This is a genomic window from Bradyrhizobium sp. F1.13.3, assembly GCF_040548265.1.
Lineage (GTDB): Bacteria > Pseudomonadota > Alphaproteobacteria > Rhizobiales > Xanthobacteraceae > Bradyrhizobium.
This window is the reverse complement of the sequence record NZ_JBEPRI010000007.1, coordinates 343207-363357: the sequence shown is the minus strand read 5'-3', so window position 1 is coordinate 363357 and position 20151 is coordinate 343207. Positions and strand designations below refer to the sequence as shown.

Genomic DNA, 20151 nt, shown 5'->3' with positions numbered 1-20151 from the left:
GATGCGCTGCCCGAACTGCAACAGTCTCGATACGCAGGTGAAGGACTCGCGTCCGACCGAGGACTCTTCCGTGATCCGCAGGCGGCGCGTGTGCGTCGCCTGCAATTTCCGCTTCACCACCTTCGAGCGGGTGCAGCTGCGCGAGCTCACGGTGATCAAGCGCAACGGCCGCCGCGTGCCTTTCGACCGCGACAAGCTGATGCGCTCGGTGTCGATCAGCTTGCGCAAGCGGCAGGTCGAGCCGGAACGGGTGGAGAAGATGGTCTCCACCATCGTGCGCGAGCTTGAGACCGGGGGCGAGGCTGAAATCTCCTCGGAGGTGATCGGCGAGACCGTGATGGAGCATCTGCGCACGCTCGATGACGTCGCCTATGTCCGCTTCGCCTCGGTCTACCGCAATTTCCGCGAGGCCAAGGATTTCGCCGACGTGCTCGGTGAGCTCTCCGGTGAGGAGGAAGCGCGGCTCGCCGCGATCCGCAAATGATCTTCCGCATCCTGGAGGATCAATTCGCGCAGAAGGCGCGCGAGTCCAGGGATGCCGACCGGCGCTTCATGGAGCTTGCGCTGGCGCTCGGCAGGCGCGGGCAGGGACGCGCCTGGCCCAATCCCGCCGTCGGCGCCGTCATCGTCAAGGACGGCGTGATCGTCGGCCGCGGCTGGACTCAGCTTGGCGGACGGCCGCATGGCGAGCCTGAAGCGCTGCGGCGCGCAGGCGAGGCTGCGCGCGGCGCCACGCTCTACGTCACGCTGGAGCCGTGCTCGCATTTCGGCAAGTCGCCACCGTGCGCCGACGCAGTGATCGGCGCCGGCATCAAGCGTGTGGTGGCCGCGATCGAGGATCTCAATCCTGAAGTCGCGGGTCAGGGCCATGCTCGGTTGCGCGCGGCCGGCATCATGGTGGATGTGGGTCTGTGCGCGCGCGAAGCCGCCTTCGACCACGCCGGGCATTTCCGCCGCATCAGGGATCACCGCCCGCATGTGATCCTGAAGCTCGCGGTCTCGCCCGACGGCAAGATCGGCGCGGCCGGAGGCAAGCCGGTCGCGATCACCGGCGAGGCGGCGCGCGGCCGCGTGCATCTTTTGCGCGCCCAGAGCGACGCCATCATGGTCGGCATCGGCACGGTGCTGGCGGACGATCCGCAGCTCGACTGCCGCCTGCCGGGCATGGCCGCGCGCTCACCAGTGCGCGTGGTGCTTGATCAGAGCCTGCGCATTCCCGGCGCGAGCAGGCTCGTGGGCTCCGCGCGCGAGATTCCGCTGTGGGTGGTGGGTTCTGAACTCGCGGAGGCCGCGGCCGCCACGCGGCTTGGTGCTGCCGGCGCCCAGGTGATCCGCGTGCCGCCCGGCAATGCCTCGGGTCTCGATCTTGCGGCGGTGCTGCATGCATTGGCCGGGAAGGGCATCACGCGGCTGATGGTCGAGGGCGGCAGCCGCGTCGCGGCATCCTTTATCGCCGCCGACCTCGTTGACGAGATCTGGCTGTTCCGCGGCGCGGAGGCGGTGGGCGCCGACGGGGTGGATGCGCTCGCTGCATTGCCCCTGTCGAAAATCACGCAGTCGCAGGCCTACAAGGTTCATGCTAGCGAGACCTTCGACAAGGATACTCTCACCATTTACGAGCGCGCGTAATGTTCACCGGCATTGTCACCGATATCGGCGAGATCGTCGGCTTCACGCCGACGGCGCAGGGCCAGTTGCACCGGCTGCGCATCGCCTGCCGCTACGACCAGACCACCATTGCGGACGGCGCCTCGATCGCCTGCAACGGCGTCTGCCTGACCGTGGTTGCTTCCGGCGTCGAAGCCGGCAAAGACTCTGCTCAAAGGACCTGGTTCGACGTTGATGCCGCGGCCGAGACGTTGGCGCTGACGACGGCAAAGCACTGGAGGATCGGCACCAGGCTCAATCTCGAGCGTGCGCTCAAGATCGGCGACGAGCTTGGCGGGCATATCGTCGCCGGCCATGCCGACGGCATCGCGACCCTCGTCAGCCGCGAGGACCTGCCCGACATGGCGCGGTTCGAGCTCTCCACGACGCGGGAGCTGGCACGGTTCATCGCGACCAAGGGCTCGATCACGCTCGACGGCGTCTCGCTGACGGTTAATACGGTGAAGGACGTGACCTTTTCGGTGCTGATCATTCCGCACACCCTGACGGTCACGACGATCGGCGGCTGGAAGGCGGGGGATGAGGTCAATATCGAGGTCGATCTAATGGCCCGCTACGCGGCGCGGCTGACGGAAATGAAGTGACGGTGATGAAACTTCGTCATGCGCGGGCTTGACCCGCGCATCCATGCTCTTAAGAGGTCCTGACCCAGGGATTGCCGGGTCAAGTCCGGCAATGACACAGTAGGCTTATGATGGCAGACGCGCGGCGCGCACCCCTGAAGGACCAGACCGACATCTCCGGCGCACGCGCGCTGATTGTCGAGGCACGGTTTTATGACGATCTCCAGGACGCGATGCTGGAAGGCGCGGTGGCCGAGCTGAAGGCGGCCGGCCTGACCCATGACGTCATCACGGTTCCCGGCGCATTGGAGATTCCTGCGGCGATCGCCATCGCGGTTGATGCCGCGGCCGCCAATGGCAAGCCCTATGATGCCGCGATCGCGCTTGGCTGCGTGATCCGTGGCGACACCATCCATTTCGAGATCGTCTCGCAGGAATCCTCCCGCGCGCTGATGGATCTGGCGGTGGCGCGAAAGCTGCCGCTCGGCAACGGCATCCTCACCGTCAACACCGAGGCGCAGGCCTGGGCGCGGGCGCGCGCCAGCGAGCTGAACAAGGGCGGCGATGCCGCGCGGGCCGCGATTGCGATGCTGCGCATAAAGCGCCGGCTGGCGCGGGCTTGATCATGGCCGATAACAACAAGAAGCCGCCGGCTGGCACGGAGAAGAAAGCGAACCGGCGCGGTGCGGCGCGGCTCGCAGCCGTGCAGGCGCTGTATCAGATGGATATCGGCGGAGCAGGCATCAACGACATTTTTGCGGAGTTCGAGAGCCACTGGCTCGGCAACGAGGTCGAGGGCGACACATATCTCCCGGCGGAAGCGGCGTTCTTCCGCGATGTCGTCTCCGGTGTCGTGCGCGACCAGAAGAAGCTTGATCCGCTGATCGACGAGGCGCTGTCGAAGGGCTGGCCGTTGAAGCGCATCGAAGCGATCCTGCGCGCGGTGCTGCGGGCAGGGGCCTACGAATTGGAACACCGCAAGGACGTGCCGGGCCGCGTCGTCATTTCCGAATATGTCGACGTCGCCAATGCCTTCGTCGACCGCGAGGAGACCGGCATGGTCAACGCGGTGCTCGACCAGATCGGCCGGCAGTTTCGCGGTGACGAGTTCGGGCGGGGGTAGATGGCGCGAGGGCGGTGAATTGATGCGATGTGGCTGCCCCATATTCCGCTGTCATCACCCGCGAAGGCGGGTGATCCAGTACGCCGCGGCCTATCGATGTCACGCGAGCGTCTCTGGAATACTGGATCGCCCGGTCAAGCCGGGCGATGACAGCGGAGTGTGTGGCTGACGCTGATGGCAAACCCACACGATTCCTCCGCCGAAGACTCCCTCATCGCGCGCTATTTCAAGCCGCTGGCGACTGATCCCGGCGCGTTGGGGCTGGTGGACGATGCCGCCATCCTGCAGGCACTCGGCAGCGACATCGTCGTCACCACCGACGCGGTGGTCGAGGGTGTGCATTATTTTGCCACCGATCCCCCCGACACCATCGCGCGCAAGGCGCTGCGGGTGAACCTGTCCGATCTCGCTGCCAAGGGGGCCGTGCCAGCCGGGTTCGTGCTGACACTGGCGCTGCGCAGCCAGGAAGACGCCTGGCTCAGGCCGTTCGCGGACGCGCTCGGCGAGGATGCGAAAACCTTCGCCTGTCCGCTGCTCGGCGGCGATACGGTGTCGACGCCGGGGCCGCAGATGATCTCGATCACCGCCTTTGGCCGCGTACCGCAGGGGCGGATGGTCGGCCGCACCGGCGCCAAGCCGGGCGACCGTATCCTGGTCACCGGGACGATCGGTGACGCCGCGCTTGGCCTCGATGTGCTCACGGGCGGCGCGGTGGCGAATGCGCTGGCCTCCGATCCGCACGCGCGCGAGACGCTGATCTCGCGCTATCGCGTGCCGCAGCCGCGCAATGTTCTCGCGCAGGCCGTGCGTGACCATGCGACGGCTGCGATGGATGTCTCCGACGGGCTTGCCGGAGATCTGACCAAGCTCTGTGCGGCATCAGACGTCTCGGCCACGATCGACGTGATGAGCGTGCCGCTCTCGGCCGCTGCGGCCGGCCTGATCGCGGGCAACGTCGTTTCCGTTGAAACGTTGTTTGCCGGGGGTGACGATTACGAGGTGCTGTGCACCGTTCCGCCGGCGCAAAGCGACGCGCTGATTGCCTTGGGGCGGGCGGCAGGCCTTGCCGTCACGGCCATCGGCACGATCGTCGCGGGCCATGAGCGGCCGCGCTTCCTGGACGGGCAGGGCCAGGAGCTGGTCTTGAAGCGGCTCTCCTACAGCCACTTCTAGGAATTGCTCCAAACCGGCGTCGGGACTCCCAGACCAGCCTAAATACCTGCCGACATCGGCCTTTTCGGCCTCATCTGGCGTTGCACCCTCAATTTGATTTTGGCAAGGTCGTGACCGACTAGGGCCGCGCCTTCGGGCAAGGAGCGGCCTTGTTCAAAATCAAGGCGCCGCACCGCACGACGGAAAAACAAAAGGCGCCGGGGGTACGTTCATCAAGGATCTGAGGCAAAAAATCACATGACAGCATTATGGTTGATTGTGCTCTGCGGAGTGCTTTCCGTCGTCTACGCGATCTGGGCGACCTCTTCGGTTTTGAGCGCGGATGCGGGCTCTCCGCGCATGCAGGAAATCGCGGCAGCGGTGCGCGAAGGCGCACAGGCCTACCTGCGGCGTCAATACACCACGATCGGGATGGTCGGCCTCGTCATCTTCGTGCTGCTTGCCTATTTCCTGGGGCTCTATGTCGCGATCGGTTTTGCCATTGGCGCGATCCTGTCGGGGGCGGCCGGCTTCATCGGCATGAACGTCTCGGTCCGCGCCAATGTGCGCACCGCCCAGGCGGCCACGACGTCGCTCGCGGGTGGTCTCGAGCTTGCCTTCAAGGCGGGCGCCATCACCGGCATGCTGGTGGCGGGTCTCGCGCTGCTCGGCGTGACCCTCTATTTCGGCTTCCTGGTTCATTCGTTGAAGCTTGCGCCTGACAGCCGCGTCGTCATCGACGCCATGGTGGCGCTCGGCTTCGGCGCCTCGCTGATCTCGATCTTCGCCCGTCTCGGCGGCGGCATCTTCACCAAGGGTGCGGACGTCGGCGGCGACCTCGTCGGCAAGGTCGAGGCCGGCATTCCCGAGGACGATCCGCGCAACCCGGCCACGATCGCCGACAACGTGGGCGACAATGTCGGCGACTGCGCCGGCATGGCCGCCGACCTGTTCGAAACCTATGCGGTGACCGCGGTCGCCACCATGGTCCTGGCGGCGATCTTCTTCGCCAAGACGCCGATCCTCGCCGACATGATGACGTTGCCGCTCGCCATCGGCGGCATCTGCATCATCACCTCGATCATCGGCACCTTCTTCGTGAAGCTCGGGCCGAGCCAGTCGATCATGGGCGCGCTCTACAAGGGCCTGATCGCAACCGGCATCCTGTCGCTGGTCGGCATCGCCGGCGTGATCTATTACCTGATCGGGTTCGGCAAGCTCGCCGGCGTCGACTATACCGGCATGGCGCTGTTCGAGTGCGGCGTGGTCGGCCTCGCCGTCACCGCGCTGATCATCTGGATCACCGAGTACTACACCGGCACCGACTATCGTCCGGTGAAGTCGATCGCCCAGGCCTCGGTGACCGGCCACGGCACCAACGTCATCCAGGGCCTCGCCGTCTCGATGGAATCGACCGCGCTGCCCGCGATCGTCATCATCGCTGGCATCCTGGTCACCTACAGCCTCGCCGGCCTGTTCGGCATCGCGATCGCGACCGCCACGATGCTTGCGCTCGCCGGCATGGTCGTCGCGCTCGACGCGTTCGGCCCAGTGACCGACAACGCGGGCGGCATTGCCGAGATGGCGGGCCTGCCGAAGGAGGTTCGCAAGTCGACCGACGCGCTCGATGCGGTCGGCAACACCACCAAGGCGGTGACCAAGGGCTACGCGATCGGCTCCGCCGGTCTCGGCGCCCTGGTGCTGTTCGCGGCCTACAACGAGGATCTCAAGTTCTTCATCGCGGACTCCGCGCACCACGCCTACTTCGCCGGCGTCAAACCGGACTTCTCGCTCAACAACCCCTACGTCGTGGTGGGCCTGTTGTTCGGCGGTCTCTTGCCGTATCTGTTCGGCGCGATGGGCATGACCGCCGTGGGCCGCGCGGCGAGCGCGATCGTCGAGGAGGTCCGCCGACAATTCCGCGAGAAGCCGGGGATCATGCAAGGCACCGACAAGCCGGATTACGGCAAGGCGGTCGACCTTTTGACCAAGGCGGCGATCAAGGAAATGATCATCCCCTCGCTGCTTCCGGTGCTGTCACCGATCTTCGTCTACTTCGTGATCTATGCGATCGCGGGGGGCGGGGCGGCCGGCAAGTCGGCGGCGTTCTCGGCCGTGGGCGCGATGCTGCTCGGCGTGATCGTGACGGGCCTGTTCGTCGCGATCTCCATGACCTCGGGCGGCGGCGCCTGGGACAACGCCAAGAAGTACATCGAGGACGGTCACTTCGGCGGCAAGGGCAGTGACGCCCACAAGGCGGCCGTGACCGGCGACACCGTCGGCGATCCCTACAAGGACACGGCAGGTCCCGCGGTGAACCCGATGATCAAGATCACGAACATCGTGGCGCTGCTGCTGCTGGCGATCCTCGCCCACTGAGGAGCGTCGGCGAGAAACACAAAACCCCGCGGCGAAAGCCGCGGGGTTTTTGTTTGATGGGTTGGACGCCCTCACCACGTCATTGCGAGGAGCTCTCGCGACGAAGCAATCCAGGGTCGTTCCACTGAGGAATTCTGGATTGCTTCGCCGCGCTCGCGATGACGGAAGTAGCGCCTACTGCACGTCCATCTGCAGCCCTTCCTTCTGGATGATGCCGGCGAACTTCTTCGTCTCGGCGTCCACGAAGGCGGCAAACTGGTCGGGCGTGCCGTAGTCGGCACGGGCGCCCATGGCCACGATGTTCTTCTTGATGTCGTCGCGCTCGAGCATCGCCTTCACTTGAAGGTTGAGCGCTTCGAGAACGGCGGGCTGCACACCCTTCGGCAGGAAAACCGAGAACCACGACGAGACGTCGAAAGCCGCAAGCTCGGGCGCGCTCTCGCGCATGGTCGGCAGGTTCGGTGCAAGGTCGCTGCGCTCGGTCGTGGTGACGCAGAGGCCGGTGAGGGTGCCGTTCTGCACCTGCGGCAGGCTCGGATAGAGGTTGTCGAACAGGATCTGGATGTCGCCGGCGAGCGCCGCCTGGAGCGCGGGACCGGCGCCGCGGAACGGGATATGCGTCATCTTCAGCCCGGTGAGCTGCAGGAACCAGGCGCCGGTGAGGTGAGGGCTCTGGCCGACGCCGGAGGAGGCATAGCTGAGCTTGTCCGGATTGGCCTTGAGATACGCGACCAGCTCGGCGATCGACTTGATGCCGGTCTTGGGATGCGCCGAGACGATGTTCGGGATCCGGATCATGTTGGAGACCGGCTGGAGCTGGTCCGGCTTGTAGGTGAGGTTCTTGAAGATGCTGTAGGCGATCGCGTTCGGGCCGGGATTGCCGATTAGGATGGTGTGACCGTCCGGCTTGGCGCGGACCACCTCGGCGGTGCCGATCGTGCCGCCGCCGCCGGAGCGGTTTTCCACCACGGCCGATTGGCCCCAGGCGGTCTGCAGATGCGCGGCCAGAAGCCGCCCCATTACGTCGGTCGAACCGCCGGCGGCTGCCGGCACGACGAGGCGGACGTTTTCGGTGGGCTTCCAGTCCGCCAGGCTCGATCGCGGCAGGATCGCTGCGGCCGAGATGGCGGCAGCGCCGGTGAGCACGCGACGGCGGGACAGCAATTTATTGGGCACGAATCCACTCCCCTGCATCTTGTTTTGCAGGAGCGTATGGAAGCGGATGCGCAACGGCAAGCCGCACGAAGCCGCAGGCTGAAGGCTCAGTTAAAGCTGAGCAGCTTGAAGATCGGCGTGAGGTAGCTCATCTCCTGGCCCGACGTCGGAGTGGTCCGGCTGATGAAGTCGAAGATCTTGCCGTCCTGGAGGCCGTAATTCGCAAGCCGGCGCACGCGTCGGTTCTTGTCGAAATAGACCGCGATGACGCGCTGGTCGACCACCCTCTGGTTCATGAAGGCGACCATGCGCTCGGAGCGCTGCGAGATGTAATAGAACACCTCGCCGTCGAGGGTTGCGACCGTGGAGGGGGTGCCCATCACGATCAGCACTTGGTCCTGGCTCGCACCGATCGGGATCTGCTCGAGCGCGTTGGGCGGCAGGATATAGCCCTTCTGGAACTGCTCGCCGGTGCAGCCCGCAAGCGCAGCGCCAACCAGGGCCGCAGCCGCGAACAGGCGCAAGCCGCGCCAACGTGCATGAAGGCCGCGCCGCTTGTTTGCACGCAGGCTGGTCTGGTTCGTTATCGTCATAGCGGAACTGATTCCGTCCCCTTGCGTCGCGCGAGGCGCTGAAGTACCGGGCGGAGGCTCTGAATGCAACACGCGCGCGCCCGCTTGCGGAAACCACAATGCTTTGGCCGTTCAATCACTTCAGGAAACCCCGCCTCGCCTCGCCGGGCACCATTGAAGCCATCTATGGCATGATCGTGACGCAGGCGCGAGAACCCATATTTTACCGCGACTTGGGCGTGCCGGATACCGTTAACGGGCGTTTCGATCTGTTGCTGCTGCACCTGTGGCTGCTGCTGCGCCGTCTGCGCACGGTTCGGGGCGCCACCGAGCTGTCGCAGGCGCTGTTCGACCGCTTCTGCGAGGACATGGACGACAATCTGCGCGAGATGGGGATAGGCGACCAGACCGTGCCGAAGCGGATGCGGGCCTTCGGCGAGGCGTTTTACGGCCGGGTCCAGGCTTACGATCAGGCCATGGAAAGCGGCGGCGAGGCGCTGGCATCGGCAATCTGCAAGAATATCTTGAATGGGGCCGGCATGGACCAGGCGCAGCGGCTCGCGGCCTATGCCAGGGCTGCCGAGGCCGACCTCGGCCGGACCGGCGAGGCCGCACTGCTGGGTGCGTCCTTCAAGTTTCCCCCAGCGCTCCCTGAGGATGTCACGCCATGAGCCGACCGATACCAGCATCCGGGCCCGATCCCTGGCGGGTGCCCGTCATCGTTGCACAGATCCCGGACACCGGCCTGCATCGCAAGCTCGAGGCCTCGGCCGCCGAGCGGCAAGCCATGGCCGAGACGGCAGGTTTGCGGGAGGTTGTCTCGGTCCAGGCCGATTTCGATGTCGTGCCGAAAAGCGGCGACCGGATCCAGGTCACGGGGCACGTCCGCGCCCGGATCGGCCAGACCTGTGTGGTCACGCTTGACCCCATGGAGAGCGAGATCGACGAGGAGGTGGACCTGATATTTGCCCCCGAGGCCGAGGTCCGCCGCCTGGCCGACCTGATGGAGGAGGGCAAGGACGATCAGGAGCAGGTCGCCGACCCGCCGGAGGCGATCGTCAATGGGATCATCGACCTCGGCCGGCTCGCCACCGACGCTCTGTTCCTGGCGGTCGATCCCTATCCGCGGAAGCCGGGGGTGGTGTTTGAGCCCGAGGTCATCGCCCCCGATCCGGAGGACCATCCCTTTGCGGTCTTGAAGGCACTCCAGGAGAGGAAGAAGGACAAATAGGTGCTGTCTTCCCCGGAGGACCGCTTTGCTACGGGGCGTGAGGTGTTTGCGATGATGGTTTGAAGGGTCAAATTATCTATTTGATTTTCATGTATTTCTTGTGAATTAGTCCGTCCGCAGCCCGATGTTCCCGAATGCAAAAGGCTGGGGGCAAGAGGTTGTTTCGGGGTAGCAAAACGCTATTGTCGCGCCCCGGTCCGGGTGCGGAGTGGCGCTTGACCGACCGCCATGTTCGTGGCGAACCCATTTGCGGCCCCGCTCGTTCAAGACCGCACCAGACCAGGTTTCCAGGACTTTTATGCCAAGCAAGGTTCGCATCGCGCTTGACGCCATGGGGGGCGACGCCGGCGCCGCCGTGGTCATTCCAGGCGCCGCCATCTCGCTCCAGAGGCATCGCGAGATCGAATTCCTGCTGATCGGGGACCGCGCCAAGATTGAGCCCGAACTCGACCGCCACCCCGCGCTGAAGGCCGCGTCGAAGATCATCCATACCGATGTCGCGGTCAGCGGCGAGGAAAAGCCGAGCCAGGCGCTGCGACGCGGCCGCAGGACCTCCTCCATGTGGCTTGCCATCGATGCGGTGAAAAAGGGCGAGGCGGATGTTGCGGTGTCCGCCGGGAATACCGGCGCGCTGATGGCGATGTCGCGCTTCCACCTGCGCACGCTGCCGGGCATCGACCGTCCCGCGATCGCTGGCATGTGGCCGACCAGGCGCGGCGATTCCGTCGTTCTCGACCTCGGCGCCAGCATCGGCGGCGATACGCACCATCTGGTGTCGCTCGCCATCATGGGCGCAGCGATGGCCAGCGTGTTGTTCAACAAGACGCGTCCCACAGTCGGCCTGCTCAATATCGGGGTCGAGGAGATCAAGGGGCACGAGGAGATTCGCGAGGCCGGCGAAATCCTGCGCGCCAGGAACCTGCCCGAGCTCGACTATGTCGGCTTCGTCGAGGGCGACGGCATCGGCAAGGGGGTCGCGGACGTCATCGTGACCGAAGGCTACGCCGGCAACATCGCTTTGAAGGCCGCGGAGGGAACCGCGCGGCAGATGGCGGAATTGCTCCGCAACGAGATGAAGCGGGGCTGGCTGTCAAAGCTCGGCTATCTCTTTGCGCGCAACGCCTTCCAGGCCCTGCGCAACAAGATGGATCCGAACAAATCCAACGGCGGCGTGTTGCTGGGGTTGAACGGGATCGTGGTCAAGAGCCATGGCGGAATCAGCTCCGAAGGCTTTGCCTATGCGATCGATGTTGGCTATGAGATGGTCAAATTCGATCTCCTCAACAAGATCAATCAGATGCTCAACCGCGAAGGTGGTGCACTCAATTCCGTGCAGGCCGCGCAGGAGGCTGTTTCGTGACTCAAATTCGTTCGGTCGTGCTGGGCTGCGGCTCTTATTTGCCGGAGCAGGTGGTGACCAACGCCCAATTGGCGGCGCGCATTGACACGTCCGACGAGTGGATCGTGCAGCGCACCGGCATTCGCGAGCGGCATATCGCAGCCGAGGGCGAGTTCACCTCGCATCTGGCGCTCAAGGCGGCGCAGGCTGCGCTCGCCGATGCCGGCGTGGACGCGCAGTCGATCGACCTGATCGTGCTCGCGACCTCGACGCCCGACAACACCTTCCCCGCAAGCGCGGTCGCCGTGCAGCACGGGCTCGGCATCAACCATGGCGCGGCCTTCGACCTTCAGGCGGTGTGCTCGGGCTTCGTGTTCGGGCTTGCCACCGCCGATAATTTCCTGCGCACGGGTGCCTTCAAGCGCGCGCTGGTGATCGGGGCGGAAACCTTCTCGCGCATCCTCGACTGGACCGACCGTGGCACCTGCGTGCTGTTCGGCGACGGCGCCGGCGCGGTGGTGCTGGAGGCGCAGGAGCAGCCGGGCAATGCCGCGACCGACCGCGGGATCGTGACCACGCATCTGCGCTCCGACGGCCGCCACAAGGCGAAGCTGTTCGTCGACGGCGGCCCGTCCTCGACCCAGACTGTCGGCCATCTGCGCATGGAGGGCCGCGAGGTCTTCAAGCACGCGGTCGGCATGATCACCGACGTGATCGTCGATGCCTTCGAGGCGACCGGGCTCAATGCCGACAGCATCGACTGGTTCGTGCCGCACCAGGCCAATAAGCGAATCATCGACGCGTCCGCGCACAAGCTCCATATCGCGCCGGAGAAGGTGGTGCTGACGGTGGACCTTCACGGCAACACGTCGGCGGCCTCGATCCCGCTGGCGCTGTCGGTGGCGCGCAAGGACGGCCGCATCAAGCGTGGCGACCTGGTTCTGCTCGAGGCCATGGGCGGCGGCTTCACCTGGGGCTCCGCGCTGGTGCGCTGGTAAGCCACAGTCGATAAAATTTTGCCCGAATCAGAGCGGATTATCGATGCGCCTGCATTGATGAGCGCTGTTGACCGCCGTATCGTAAGCTCATAATTTCAGACAACAATTGTTCGCCGTGATGTGGGGCAGGGCGATGACCGATCAAAGTAAAACCGTAACGCGTGTCGATCTGTGCGAAGCCGTCTACCAGAAGGTGGGGCTGTCGCGGACGGAATCGTCCGCCTTCGTGGAACTCGTGCTGAAGGAGATCACCGATTGCCTTGAGAAAGGCGAGACGGTGAAGCTGTCCTCGTTCGGCTCCTTCATGGTCCGCAAGAAGGGTCAGCGCATCGGTCGCAATCCCAAGACCGGCACCGAGGTGCCGATCTCGCCGCGCCGGGTCATGGTGTTCAAGCCGTCGGCGATCCTGAAGCAGCGCATCAACGCCCAGCACCGCACCAATGGCGACGCCAGCAAGGCGCAACCCGAGGCGTAATCCGCCCTCCGGATAAGGATTTGGCATTTGGACAAGGCGCCGGATGCGTTCCGAACCATCAGCGAAGTAGCGCAGGAACTCGACATTCCGCAGCACGTGCTGCGGTTCTGGGAGACGCGTTTCTCCCAGATCAAGCCGATGAAGCGCAGCGGCGGCCGCCGCTATTACCGCCCCGACGACGTCGACCTGCTCAAGGGCATCCGCCGTCTGCTCTACGGGGAGGGCTACACCATCCGCGGGGTGCAGCGGATCCTCAAGGAACACGGCGTCAAATCGGTGCAGGGCCTCGCCGACGGTGCGGCCGCGGTCTCGTTCGGCGCCATCGAGGACGCCGTCGGCGCCAGCCTGATGGAGCCCGAGGAGGAGACCGGCGTCCGCGGCGCCCGCGACAGCGACGATGACGACTACCAGGGCGAGGAGGAGGAGGGCATCGACTTCCGCTTCTCCGAGACCGACGACGAGGAAATCCTCACCACCTTCCGCAAGGGCGGCACCCCCGCCGCGGCCGCCGGCCCCAGCGCCATCGACCGGGAGCGCCTAGGACGGGTGCTCGCCGAGCTCATCGCCTGCCGCGAAATGCTGGATCAGGCGCTGAAGGACGCCTGACGCCGGATCTCCTCGGCTTTGGGGCAGTTCCAGTGCCTTTCGATGGCGACACCAAAATGGTGTCACCTCGCCTTGCGCAAACCGGCGATCCTAGCTAATGGAACGACGTTCGGAGCGTGGCGCAGCCCGGTTAGCGCACTAGTCTGGGAGACTAGGGGTCGGAGGTTCAAATCCTCTCGCTCCGACCATTTTTTTCAAAGCATCTATCGGGTGGATTGAGGGGCGGCGCGGAGCCAGCTGCCGCCGGTGACGCATGCGCCACGATCGGCAGCGGGGGCTGCTGCGGTGGCTGGTCAACCAAAATGCCGAAAACAACCCCATGCACAGTAGCGAAGTCATTGGCGGGGTGATGTTTTTCCGAAGCGGTTTGACGTGTCGGGCAAAACAGGGGTAGGATGTCTTCGTGGCGGCCTGTGGAGCTGGTAGAGCGGCTAGCTCAAATTCCCACCACTGTCCGCTTCGTCCGCACCATCCTCTCCGCGAGCATCTCGATCGGGTTCAGCACCGTGTTGTGCGCGACCGCCTCGATTGCGCTGACGCACATGGAGGCTGCGAGTCTCGGATCGAGCTTGCGCATCTCCTTGCGGCGGCTTCCGATATTGGTGCGCCCCACCTCACCTCAAGATTGGCGTGCCTCCACAGCATCTATCTGTTGAAAGATTCTACAGTAGAGCTTAGAGTTCTCGCTTAAGTTGTGGAATTTATTTTTATCTTTCGACGTTAGGATGTTGATGCGTATCTCGAATCTCAAATTGCTCTCGATCGTTTTTGATGCGCAGGAAGCGCGAAGCGACCGTCAGCGAAGGGCGGCGCATTATCGACTGCGAAAATCCAAAAGGCTCGCTGTTCAACGTTAGCCCGCGGCACGTTATGGATGTAAGCGATACTTGCCGGGCAAATCCGCCCACTGGGACGTGCTCAGAGAAGCACTTTTAGGCGTCCGCTTACTCGATTGATTTTAACTCGCACGCTCGTGGTTCGATGCATGACGAAAGATGCTGCCGTTACAAGAAAGTGGAGCAAGGCCCCCACGGTCCAACAAGCGCGTGGCACAATCGGCGAGGCTGAAGCGCCGGTCCCTGGCTTTCCGATCAAGTATATCTGGCATACCGGACCCTGGTACGACATCTTCGATCTACAGATACAGAAGCTTCGACGGGACATCCTTCGGGCAAAGGCCGAAGACAAGCTTGTTGTCTATCTGAGCTGCCCCATCAGTTCGCGTGGCGGCGGTTATTCGACCACAAACGTTGACGTCGCGCGGCACGTCGAGCGTGTGTTGCTGGAGAGGTGGGGCGAGGGGTTCTGGATACTCAATCCGGCGCAGTACCAGCTTGAGTCGAAGGCCGGCACCGGTTTGATGAACGAGCATGCTGATACGCTCGGAATCGATCTCAATCAGCTCATCAGCACCGCCGGCAGGCCGTTCGGCGGAGATTATATGCGTATGTGGACGACGGTGCTGGTCGAGAACGATACCAAGATCGGTCACCGCGATGTCGACAAGACCCTGGTCAATACGGGCCAGCATTTCGACGCCTTCTATTTCATTGGGCCGCGCGACGTACAATCGTTCTTCCTCAAGGAAGGCGAGACCCTGACAGATGGCATTCAGGCCTACTTCGCGCGCAAGTTCGCTTTCGATCCGGACTTCCGGGAGGAATACAGTGACCCGAATCCGTCTTGGGAGCGTTTGGGACCGCGGACCTCTGTCAACGACGCGCAATACCAATTACGCGACGGCTGGAGCACCAAGCGTCTCGATTTCTTCCGATTTTACAGCCTGAAAGCGGGTGTGAACTTCAGCCTCGGCTCGCACGATGAATGGCTGATCTTTCGCGCGCTCAACGCGGCGCGGCGCGACAGGACCAAGCATCCCGAAAAATTCATGATCGACGGCGATGTCGGGGACCAAATTGCGGGCTTCTTCGATGGCGGCCAGATCGATCCGGCTTCGACCGAAATGTCGGTCGCACGTGGCTACTCTCGTTAAACTTCGCCGGCCCGTGCCGGAGGCCAGTTTGATCAATCCGCGGTCGCGGCTCGCGGCCAATGAAAGATGTGGGAGGGGGCTCATGGATCATCTAGGACAATACGAATTCAGTGCGCTTTCGATAAAGGATCTGATCGAGGCAAGAGACCTTTATCATTTCCATCTCATGAGCAAGGACAACGTCGTCGGCACGGCTGTCGGCTCCTACCTTATCAGGGACACCGATCCGAAGGATGGCTCACCACCGCCCGACGAAAGCAAGGTGGTGCCCCGAACTCTCTTTCAATCGCACGTCCGCTCCTATTCATGGCCCTGCGTTCTGGTCTTCGTTCGCGAATGGTTTAGCGAGAGCGACTTTGGACCAAAAGGGAAAGCCAAGCCCTGGCAGGTCGTGCCTAAGACTTTGTTCTTGCCGGATGGACGTGCCGTACCAGTTTGCACCGTACTGGCGCAGCCTGTGGCCGCATCGCAAAAGGAGGGTCGGGTGGCGGTGCCGCGGCCAACCGAGACGTTCGGCGGAGGCTTGGCGTTGCATGTGGAGGTGCAGGGTGAGGAGCGCTTCGGAACGGCCGGGTGTCTCGTCACTGACGGACACCTGACCTATGCACTGACGGCGCGACATGTCTGCGGCGCGCCCGGAACCGAGCTTTCCGCGGAACTGCGTCAAGGCCAACAGCCGATCGGAGTTAGCGCTGAAAATCAACTGACACGACAGTTGTTCTCGGAAGTGTACCCGGCTTTTCCAATGCGCCAGACCTGGCTAGGGATCGACGCGGGGCTGGTTAAGCTCGAACGCCTTGGGGATTGGACCCCCAACATCTACGGTCTGCCTCCGATTCGGCCGATGCTCGACTTGTATGAGCAGAACCTGTCGTTGAAGATCATCGACAGCGACGTCGTGGCCATCGGCGCCGCCTCGGGGCTGGTGCGTGGCAAAGTCAAGGCGTTGTTCTATCGCTACCGCTCGACCGGCGGCTTCGATTATGTGAGCGATTTCCTGATCAGCCCGGAGGCCGGCGAATTGGGCCCCCGCCATGGCGATAGCGGAATGCTTTGGCAGATCGCAGACCGGCCCGAGGACGAGAAAGACATGCGGCCACCTGAGGCGCGTCCGTTGCGTCCGCTCGCCATCGAATGGGGTGCGCAGGTGTTCGCCAATGGAAACGTCAGATCCAGTTTTTCGGTGGCCTCCGCTCTGAGCACGGTGTGTCGCCTGATGGGCGTCGACCTCGTTGTCCCCGGAGACGACAGTGTTTCCGGTACATGGGGCGCCTTTGGACACTACAGCATCGGCCGGCTCGCCGTAGGTCTGGTCAAAGACGCCAAGCTCAAGCGACTGCTCGAAGCGAACATCGACGCGATCAGCGTTGGTCTCAAGGCGCTTGGCGACAAGGACGCGATCAAGGAGGGCACACTGATCGAATCAGGTTTCGTGCCGCTCGCTGACGTGGCCGATATCGTTTGGAAGAAGTTTCCCGAAGGTCACACCACACAGGCCGGCAAGGAGAACGGGGTCAAGGGCGGACGAGACGTCGCGCAAGCAGGGTTTCGCTCGACCGGCCCGGAGCATCCGCAGCATCATTGCGACGCGGACGGAGCGTTCGCCAACTACAGGACGCTGCGCGAGGCTTGCCTAAAGAATTCTGCATTGCTGTCCACGTCGGCGTGGATTGCCTATTACGAGGGTCGTGGCAAGCGCTCCAAACCCGACTACAAGAGTGGGGTTCTGCCGTTCCGGGTTTGGCAGTATTTCGAAGCGATGCGCGGCTATGCCGCTACGGACCTCGATGCATTTGTTGCAGCGGCAGGCACATTGGCACATTACGTCGGCGACGCGTCGCAGCCGCTACATTGCACGAGTATGCATGACGGTGATGAAGACCGCCTTGTTGACGGACGCATTAGCAAAGCACGTAGCCGTGGCAAGAACACCCCTGTCACATCCTATTGGGGCGAAGGGGTGCACAGTTCATACGAGACCCAGATGATCGGTTACGCCGCCGCAAAAGGCGAACTCTTGCCGGAGATTACCAAGAATTTTGGCGACGATCACGGGCTGGCGCTTGTCACAAGTGGCAAGGATGCGGCCATGGCACTAGTCCAGCTCATGGAGGACGTGGCCGATACCCTGCCGCCGGTCGAGCTCATCAGGATATTTGAGCAAAAGGGTGGTTTCGAGAACGGCACGAATGCGTTTAAGGCCGAATTTTGGAAAGCCACGCGAGACAAGACCGGCAAGGTGATGGCGTTAGGAGCCCGGTATCTGGCAATGATCTGGGATGCGGCCTGGGTGGCAGGCAACGGCCAATCTAACAGGGCATCCGACCTGGTTGAACGAGACAAAGAAGCTATGAAGGCGCTGTACGAGGATACGGATTTTGTACCCTCGTTGACAATTGACCAGATCGGCACCGCGCTTAATGCAGTAGGGAGTTTTTCTGCCAACCAAAAGCCCAATATGATCAAAAACGCAGCAAAAAAAGCTCCGAAGAAATCGGCCAAGAAGACCGCGAAGAAGACGCGCGCCTCGCGACCACGCGGGACCGATGATTGACTTTCTTGTACGAGCGCTGTTGAGGCGGAACTTCATATGCGCAGGGGCAGCGTCGGAGTGCCGCGCCCGATGTCGTGCGCGACGTTTGGTCAACCGTGCCGCCAGCACGCATGTTTGCGTTCGCCTCGAGATCAATCTCCTTCGCCGGATCAATAGTCGCTCAAATACCCCACCACCATCCTAGTCGTCTCGTCCACCAGCGTCCGCACCATCTTCTCCGAGAGCATCTCGGCCTGGTTCAGCACCGTGTTGTGCGCGACCGCTTCGATCGCGCTGACGCATATGAAGGTGGCCAAGCCAAGGTCGATCTTGCGGATCTCCTTGCGGCGGCTTTCGAGATAGGCGCGCACGAGGGTGTGGACTTCGCGGTTGAAGGCTTCGACGTCCTTGAGCTGGCCGGTGCGGGGGATCTGCTCGGCGAGGACCCGATGTAGTTTCGGGTTGATGCGGTGGGCTTCGATCGTGACGGTGACGAGCTTGCGCACGGCTTTCTCGATCGGCAGGTCGGCGACTTCCGCGAGCGCGACGCGGACCAGGCCCATGATCTGCTCGTTGTGACGGTCGATCACGGCGGCAACGAGCGCCTCCTTGCTGGGAAAATATTGATAGAGCGAGCCGACGCTGACGCCGGCGATTTCAGCGATGCGGTTGGTGCTGGCTTTCTCAAAGCCTTCCTTGACGAGAATGCGAGCAGTTGCCTCGACAAGTGCGTCGACGGTAGCGCGGGAACGCTCCTGCGAGGCGTTTTTCCGGGGGCTTGTGGGCGGTTTGCGGGCCACGGCCTTGTGATCTGAATGCGAGTAGGAAAAGCGAGTGAATGCTCGCATTATAGCGGCAAATGGCGGCGGGTCGGCAAGCCTCTTTGTCGCCGTGTCGAAAGAGCCAGATGGGGACGTGGCCATGAGCGTTGCAAGACTTGTGTCGGCCTTGCAGTTCTGTCCGGGCGGCTGCGTTTTCGGTACGCCGGCCCGGCGCGATCCCGCACCAAGCTTGCAAAGCCGTGCCTTCAACCTGCTGCTGCGGCAGCTTCCGTATAAGGAGCAGCTCGCTTCGGCTGAAGCGGTGCGGGCGCATGTGCAGAAGCTCGCGTTGCAGCCGGCCTCGTTTGAGCCGACGGGGCTCGGGCGCGGCGTCGAGGCGACGCTGACCAAGATGGGAGGATGGCCGGTCTATTACACGGCGCCGTCATCGGGTCATGAGGGCTGCAACTACGTCATGTTCCTGCATGGTGGCGGCTACATCAACGAGATCGTGACGGCGCATTGGCGCTTCGTTGGCCAGATGACGCGTGGGGCGCGCGTGTGCTGCGTCGTTCCGATCTATCCGCTTGCACCGCGCGCGACCGAAGGACGTCGTGCCGGCGACGGCCGAGCTGTTGCGGATGTTGCTGGAGGATGCCGGGTCCGCAAAGGTCACGGTGGTCGGCAATTCCGCCGGCGCCGGTCTCGCGCTCGCCGCATGCCAATGGCTGCGCGATCGCGGGTATCGGCAGCCGAACCGGATGGTGCTGATCTCGCCGGCGGCCGATGCATCGGTCAGCCGCCCGGAGCAGGTTGCGATCGCGGCGCGCGATCCGATCCAGGATATTCCGGGGAACCTCGAGGCGGGCCGCCTCTATGCCGGCGAGCTCGATATTGGCCATCGCTTCGTCAGTCCGCTCAATGGCGCGTTCCGCGCGCTTGCGCCTATGACGATCTTCTCGGGCACGCGCGATCTGCTCTTTCCTGATAGCGTCGAGCTCGCGGACCGCGCGACGGCGGCTGGCGTGCCGGTCGAGCTGCATCTGCTCCGTGACCAGCCGCACAATTACGCGCTGATGCCGACGCCGGAAGGGCGGCGTGCGCGTGCGATCATCTTGCGAGCAGTGGCTCAAGGGGGAGGTGTGATCGTTGTCACAAAGAGCGCCGCCGCAATGGGGTCTGGCGCTGTCGATGCCCGCGCGGAAAGACCATGCGGCCCCCGGGGCGTTTCCTCGTTTTTAGTCTTGGTCCGTCGTCTTGGTATCAGTAGTTTTGCGGAGCGTTAGGCGTGGCCCTTGATCTCGTAGTGTCCCGGCACGCATTTGTAGCGATCGAGCCGCCAGTTAGCGTGGTAGATCGGATGTTCGCCCATCCATTTTGCCAATGGGGCCTGTGCGCCGATCGCACACTGCATCATCGACATCTCGGGCGTCATGTTGCTGTCGGTCACGATTTCCTCGATGCAACTGCCTGAGCTGGCTGCACTCAGCCGGCAGAGCACGGCAACGACGGTCACGAACATTCCAGTCACCTCATCGGTAGTTTCTGACCACGAAGAGGATGCAAGCGGAGTGCCAGAGCCTGTGACGCAAACAACACGCTG

At 63.4% G+C, this 20151-nt stretch carries 21 protein-coding genes, 1 tRNA gene and 1 pseudogene; 18 read left to right on the top strand and 5 right to left on the bottom strand.

The annotated features are described in order from the left end of the window. Position 1 precedes the first annotated feature (1 nt). The 7 genes from nrdR (at position 2) to ABIB66_RS21400 (ending at position 6885) form a co-directional block, all read left to right on the top strand. Positions 2–484 (top strand): transcriptional regulator NrdR, encoded by a 483-nt coding sequence (nrdR, locus tag ABIB66_RS21430; protein ID WP_007603426.1) that lies wholly within the window; start codon positions 2–4, stop codon positions 482–484. Further along, positions 481–1629 carry a bifunctional diaminohydroxyphosphoribosylaminopyrimidine deaminase/5-amino-6-(5-phosphoribosylamino)uracil reductase RibD gene (gene ribD, locus ABIB66_RS21425; protein ID WP_354210756.1) on the top strand — a complete coding sequence of 383 codons (1149 nt, stop codon included), beginning with the start codon at positions 481–483 and terminating at the stop codon, positions 1627–1629. Before nrdR ends, ribD begins: the two co-directional genes overlap by 4 nt. Continuing rightward, positions 1629–2252, top strand: a complete 624-nt coding sequence (locus ABIB66_RS21420; protein ID WP_354210757.1) for a riboflavin synthase — start codon at positions 1629–1631, stop codon at positions 2250–2252. Before ribD ends, ABIB66_RS21420 begins: the two co-directional genes overlap by 1 nt. Before the next feature lie 110 nt (positions 2253–2362). Beyond that, positions 2363–2854 (top strand): 6,7-dimethyl-8-ribityllumazine synthase, encoded by a 492-nt coding sequence (ribH, locus tag ABIB66_RS21415; RefSeq protein WP_007611095.1) that lies wholly within the window; start codon positions 2363–2365, stop codon positions 2852–2854. Positions 2855–2856: 2 nt separating this feature from the next. Beyond that, positions 2857–3354, top strand: coding sequence for a transcription antitermination factor NusB (gene nusB, locus ABIB66_RS21410; protein ID WP_354210758.1), 498 nt, complete (start codon positions 2857–2859; stop codon positions 3352–3354). 174 nt (positions 3355–3528) lie between these two features. Next, positions 3529–4527 carry a thiamine-phosphate kinase gene (gene thiL, locus ABIB66_RS21405; RefSeq protein ID WP_354210759.1) on the top strand — a complete coding sequence of 333 codons (999 nt, stop codon included), beginning with the start codon at positions 3529–3531 and terminating at the stop codon, positions 4525–4527. 237 nt (positions 4528–4764) lie between these two features. Beyond that, positions 4765–6885 (top strand): sodium-translocating pyrophosphatase, encoded by a 2121-nt coding sequence (locus tag ABIB66_RS21400; RefSeq protein WP_354210760.1) that lies wholly within the window; start codon positions 4765–4767, stop codon positions 6883–6885. A 174-nt stretch (positions 6886–7059) separates the two neighbouring features. On the opposite strand, the gene ABIB66_RS21395 is transcribed toward ABIB66_RS21400, so the two are convergent. Together ABIB66_RS21395 and ABIB66_RS21390 are read right to left on the bottom strand one after the other, a co-directional pair. Beyond that, on the bottom strand, positions 7060–8079 hold the full coding sequence (locus ABIB66_RS21395; RefSeq protein WP_502918330.1) for a Bug family tripartite tricarboxylate transporter substrate binding protein: 1020 nt from the start codon (positions 8077–8079) through the stop codon (positions 7060–7062). A 68-nt stretch (positions 8080–8147) separates the two neighbouring features. Further along, positions 8148–8633, bottom strand: coding sequence for an outer membrane protein assembly factor BamE (locus tag ABIB66_RS21390; RefSeq protein ID WP_354210762.1), 486 nt, complete (start codon positions 8631–8633; stop codon positions 8148–8150). A 98-nt stretch (positions 8634–8731) separates the two neighbouring features. Here ABIB66_RS21390 and ABIB66_RS21385 point away from each other — a divergent pair, with 98 nt between their 5' ends. The 7 genes from ABIB66_RS21385 to ABIB66_RS21355 all read left to right on the top strand — a co-directional run bounded on the left by ABIB66_RS21385 (position 8732) and on the right by ABIB66_RS21355 (position 13449). Next, positions 8732–9283: a ubiquinol-cytochrome C chaperone family protein gene (locus ABIB66_RS21385; RefSeq protein ID WP_354255479.1), complete on the top strand. Its 552-nt coding sequence runs from the start codon at positions 8732–8734 to the stop codon at positions 9281–9283. Continuing rightward, positions 9280–9843 carry a YceD family protein gene (locus ABIB66_RS21380; RefSeq protein ID WP_354210764.1) on the top strand — a complete coding sequence of 188 codons (564 nt, stop codon included), beginning with the start codon at positions 9280–9282 and terminating at the stop codon, positions 9841–9843. The genes ABIB66_RS21385 and ABIB66_RS21380 overlap by 4 nt, the downstream gene beginning before the upstream one ends. Before the next feature lie 298 nt (positions 9844–10141). Beyond that, positions 10142–11203, top strand: a complete 1062-nt coding sequence (gene plsX / locus ABIB66_RS21375) for a phosphate acyltransferase PlsX (RefSeq protein WP_354058912.1) — start codon at positions 10142–10144, stop codon at positions 11201–11203. Beyond that, a complete protein-coding gene (locus ABIB66_RS21370) occupies positions 11200–12180 on the top strand; it encodes a beta-ketoacyl-ACP synthase III (RefSeq protein ID WP_219685259.1) in 981 nt (326 codons plus the stop codon). The genes plsX and ABIB66_RS21370 overlap by 4 nt, the downstream gene beginning before the upstream one ends. Before the next feature lie 133 nt (positions 12181–12313). Continuing rightward, positions 12314–12655: an integration host factor subunit alpha gene (locus ABIB66_RS21365; RefSeq protein WP_018456841.1), complete on the top strand. Its 342-nt coding sequence runs from the start codon at positions 12314–12316 to the stop codon at positions 12653–12655. 27 nt (positions 12656–12682) lie between these two features. Further along, positions 12683–13261 (top strand): MerR family transcriptional regulator, encoded by a 579-nt coding sequence (locus ABIB66_RS21360; protein ID WP_354058913.1) that lies wholly within the window; start codon positions 12683–12685, stop codon positions 13259–13261. Between the two features lie 110 nt (positions 13262–13371). Beyond that, positions 13372–13449: transfer RNA gene (locus ABIB66_RS21355), tRNA-Pro, on the top strand. A 248-nt stretch (positions 13450–13697) separates the two neighbouring features. Here ABIB66_RS21355 and ABIB66_RS21350 read toward each other — a convergent pair. After that, positions 13698–13874 carry a hypothetical protein gene (locus tag ABIB66_RS21350; protein WP_354209940.1) on the bottom strand — a complete coding sequence of 59 codons (177 nt, stop codon included), beginning with the start codon at positions 13872–13874 and terminating at the stop codon, positions 13698–13700. Between the two features lie 372 nt (positions 13875–14246). Here ABIB66_RS21350 and ABIB66_RS21345 point away from each other — a divergent pair, with 372 nt between their 5' ends. Both ABIB66_RS21345 and ABIB66_RS21340 read left to right on the top strand, forming a co-directional pair. Further along, positions 14247–15254, top strand: a complete 1008-nt coding sequence (locus ABIB66_RS21345; protein ID WP_354255475.1) for a hypothetical protein — start codon at positions 14247–14249, stop codon at positions 15252–15254. An 82-nt stretch (positions 15255–15336) separates the two neighbouring features. Then, positions 15337–17808: a hypothetical protein gene (locus ABIB66_RS21340; RefSeq protein WP_354255472.1), complete on the top strand. Its 2472-nt coding sequence runs from the start codon at positions 15337–15339 to the stop codon at positions 17806–17808. 149 nt (positions 17809–17957) lie between these two features. On the opposite strand, the gene ABIB66_RS21335 is transcribed toward ABIB66_RS21340, so the two are convergent. Further along, positions 17958–18587, bottom strand: a complete 630-nt coding sequence (locus ABIB66_RS21335; RefSeq protein ID WP_354255469.1) for a TetR/AcrR family transcriptional regulator — start codon at positions 18585–18587, stop codon at positions 17958–17960. Positions 18588–18708: 121 nt separating this feature from the next. On the opposite strand from ABIB66_RS21335, the pseudogene ABIB66_RS21330 reads away from it, so the two are divergent. Then, a pseudogene (locus ABIB66_RS21330) lies at positions 18709–19092 on the top strand (esterase); the annotation flags it as partial. A gap of 43 nt (positions 19093–19135) precedes the next feature. Then, complete coding sequence (locus ABIB66_RS21325) at positions 19136–19834, top strand: alpha/beta hydrolase fold domain-containing protein (RefSeq protein WP_354209936.1); 699 nt, start codon at positions 19136–19138, stop codon at positions 19832–19834. Here the strand turns inward: ABIB66_RS21325 and ABIB66_RS21320 are convergent. Continuing rightward, on the bottom strand, positions 19831–20070 hold the full coding sequence (locus tag ABIB66_RS21320) for a hypothetical protein (RefSeq protein WP_007611067.1): 240 nt from the start codon (positions 20068–20070) through the stop codon (positions 19831–19833). The genes ABIB66_RS21325 and ABIB66_RS21320 overlap by 4 nt on opposite strands. Positions 20071–20151 lie beyond the last annotated feature (81 nt).

Excerpts from the sequence above, each read along its gene's own strand:
- ABIB66_RS21400 (WP_354210760.1), top strand. The coding sequence starts at position 4,765 with ATGACAGCATTATGGTTGATTGTGCTCTGCGGAGTGCTTTCCGTCGTC.
- plsX (WP_354058912.1), top strand. The coding sequence starts at position 10,142 with ATGCCAAGCAAGGTTCGCATCGCGCTTGACGCCATGGGGGGCGACGCC.
- ribD (WP_354210756.1), top strand. The coding sequence starts at position 481 with ATGATCTTCCGCATCCTGGAGGATCAATTCGCGCAGAAGGCGCGCGAG.
- nusB (WP_354210758.1), top strand. The coding sequence starts at position 2,857 with ATGGCCGATAACAACAAGAAGCCGCCGGCTGGCACGGAGAAGAAAGCG.
- ABIB66_RS21340 (WP_354255472.1), top strand. The coding sequence starts at position 15,337 with ATGGATCATCTAGGACAATACGAATTCAGTGCGCTTTCGATAAAGGAT.
- thiL (WP_354210759.1), top strand. The coding sequence starts at position 3,529 with ATGGCAAACCCACACGATTCCTCCGCCGAAGACTCCCTCATCGCGCGC.
- ribH (WP_007611095.1), top strand. The coding sequence starts at position 2,363 with ATGGCAGACGCGCGGCGCGCACCCCTGAAGGACCAGACCGACATCTCC.
- ABIB66_RS21320 (WP_007611067.1), bottom strand. The coding sequence starts at position 20,070 with ATGTTCGTGACCGTCGTTGCCGTGCTCTGCCGGCTGAGTGCAGCCAGC.
- ABIB66_RS21395 (WP_502918330.1), bottom strand. The coding sequence starts at position 8,079 with ATGCAGGGGAGTGGATTCGTGCCCAATAAATTGCTGTCCCGCCGTCGC.
- ABIB66_RS21390 (WP_354210762.1), bottom strand. The coding sequence starts at position 8,633 with ATGACGATAACGAACCAGACCAGCCTGCGTGCAAACAAGCGGCGCGGC.
- ABIB66_RS21365 (WP_018456841.1), top strand. The coding sequence starts at position 12,314 with ATGACCGATCAAAGTAAAACCGTAACGCGTGTCGATCTGTGCGAAGCC.
- nrdR (WP_007603426.1), top strand. The coding sequence starts at position 2 with ATGCGCTGCCCGAACTGCAACAGTCTCGATACGCAGGTGAAGGACTCG.
- ABIB66_RS21345 (WP_354255475.1), top strand. The coding sequence starts at position 14,247 with ATGACGAAAGATGCTGCCGTTACAAGAAAGTGGAGCAAGGCCCCCACG.
- ABIB66_RS21385 (WP_354255479.1), top strand. The coding sequence starts at position 8,732 with ATGCTTTGGCCGTTCAATCACTTCAGGAAACCCCGCCTCGCCTCGCCG.
- ABIB66_RS21420 (WP_354210757.1), top strand. The coding sequence starts at position 1,629 with ATGTTCACCGGCATTGTCACCGATATCGGCGAGATCGTCGGCTTCACG.
- ABIB66_RS21380 (WP_354210764.1), top strand. The coding sequence starts at position 9,280 with ATGAGCCGACCGATACCAGCATCCGGGCCCGATCCCTGGCGGGTGCCC.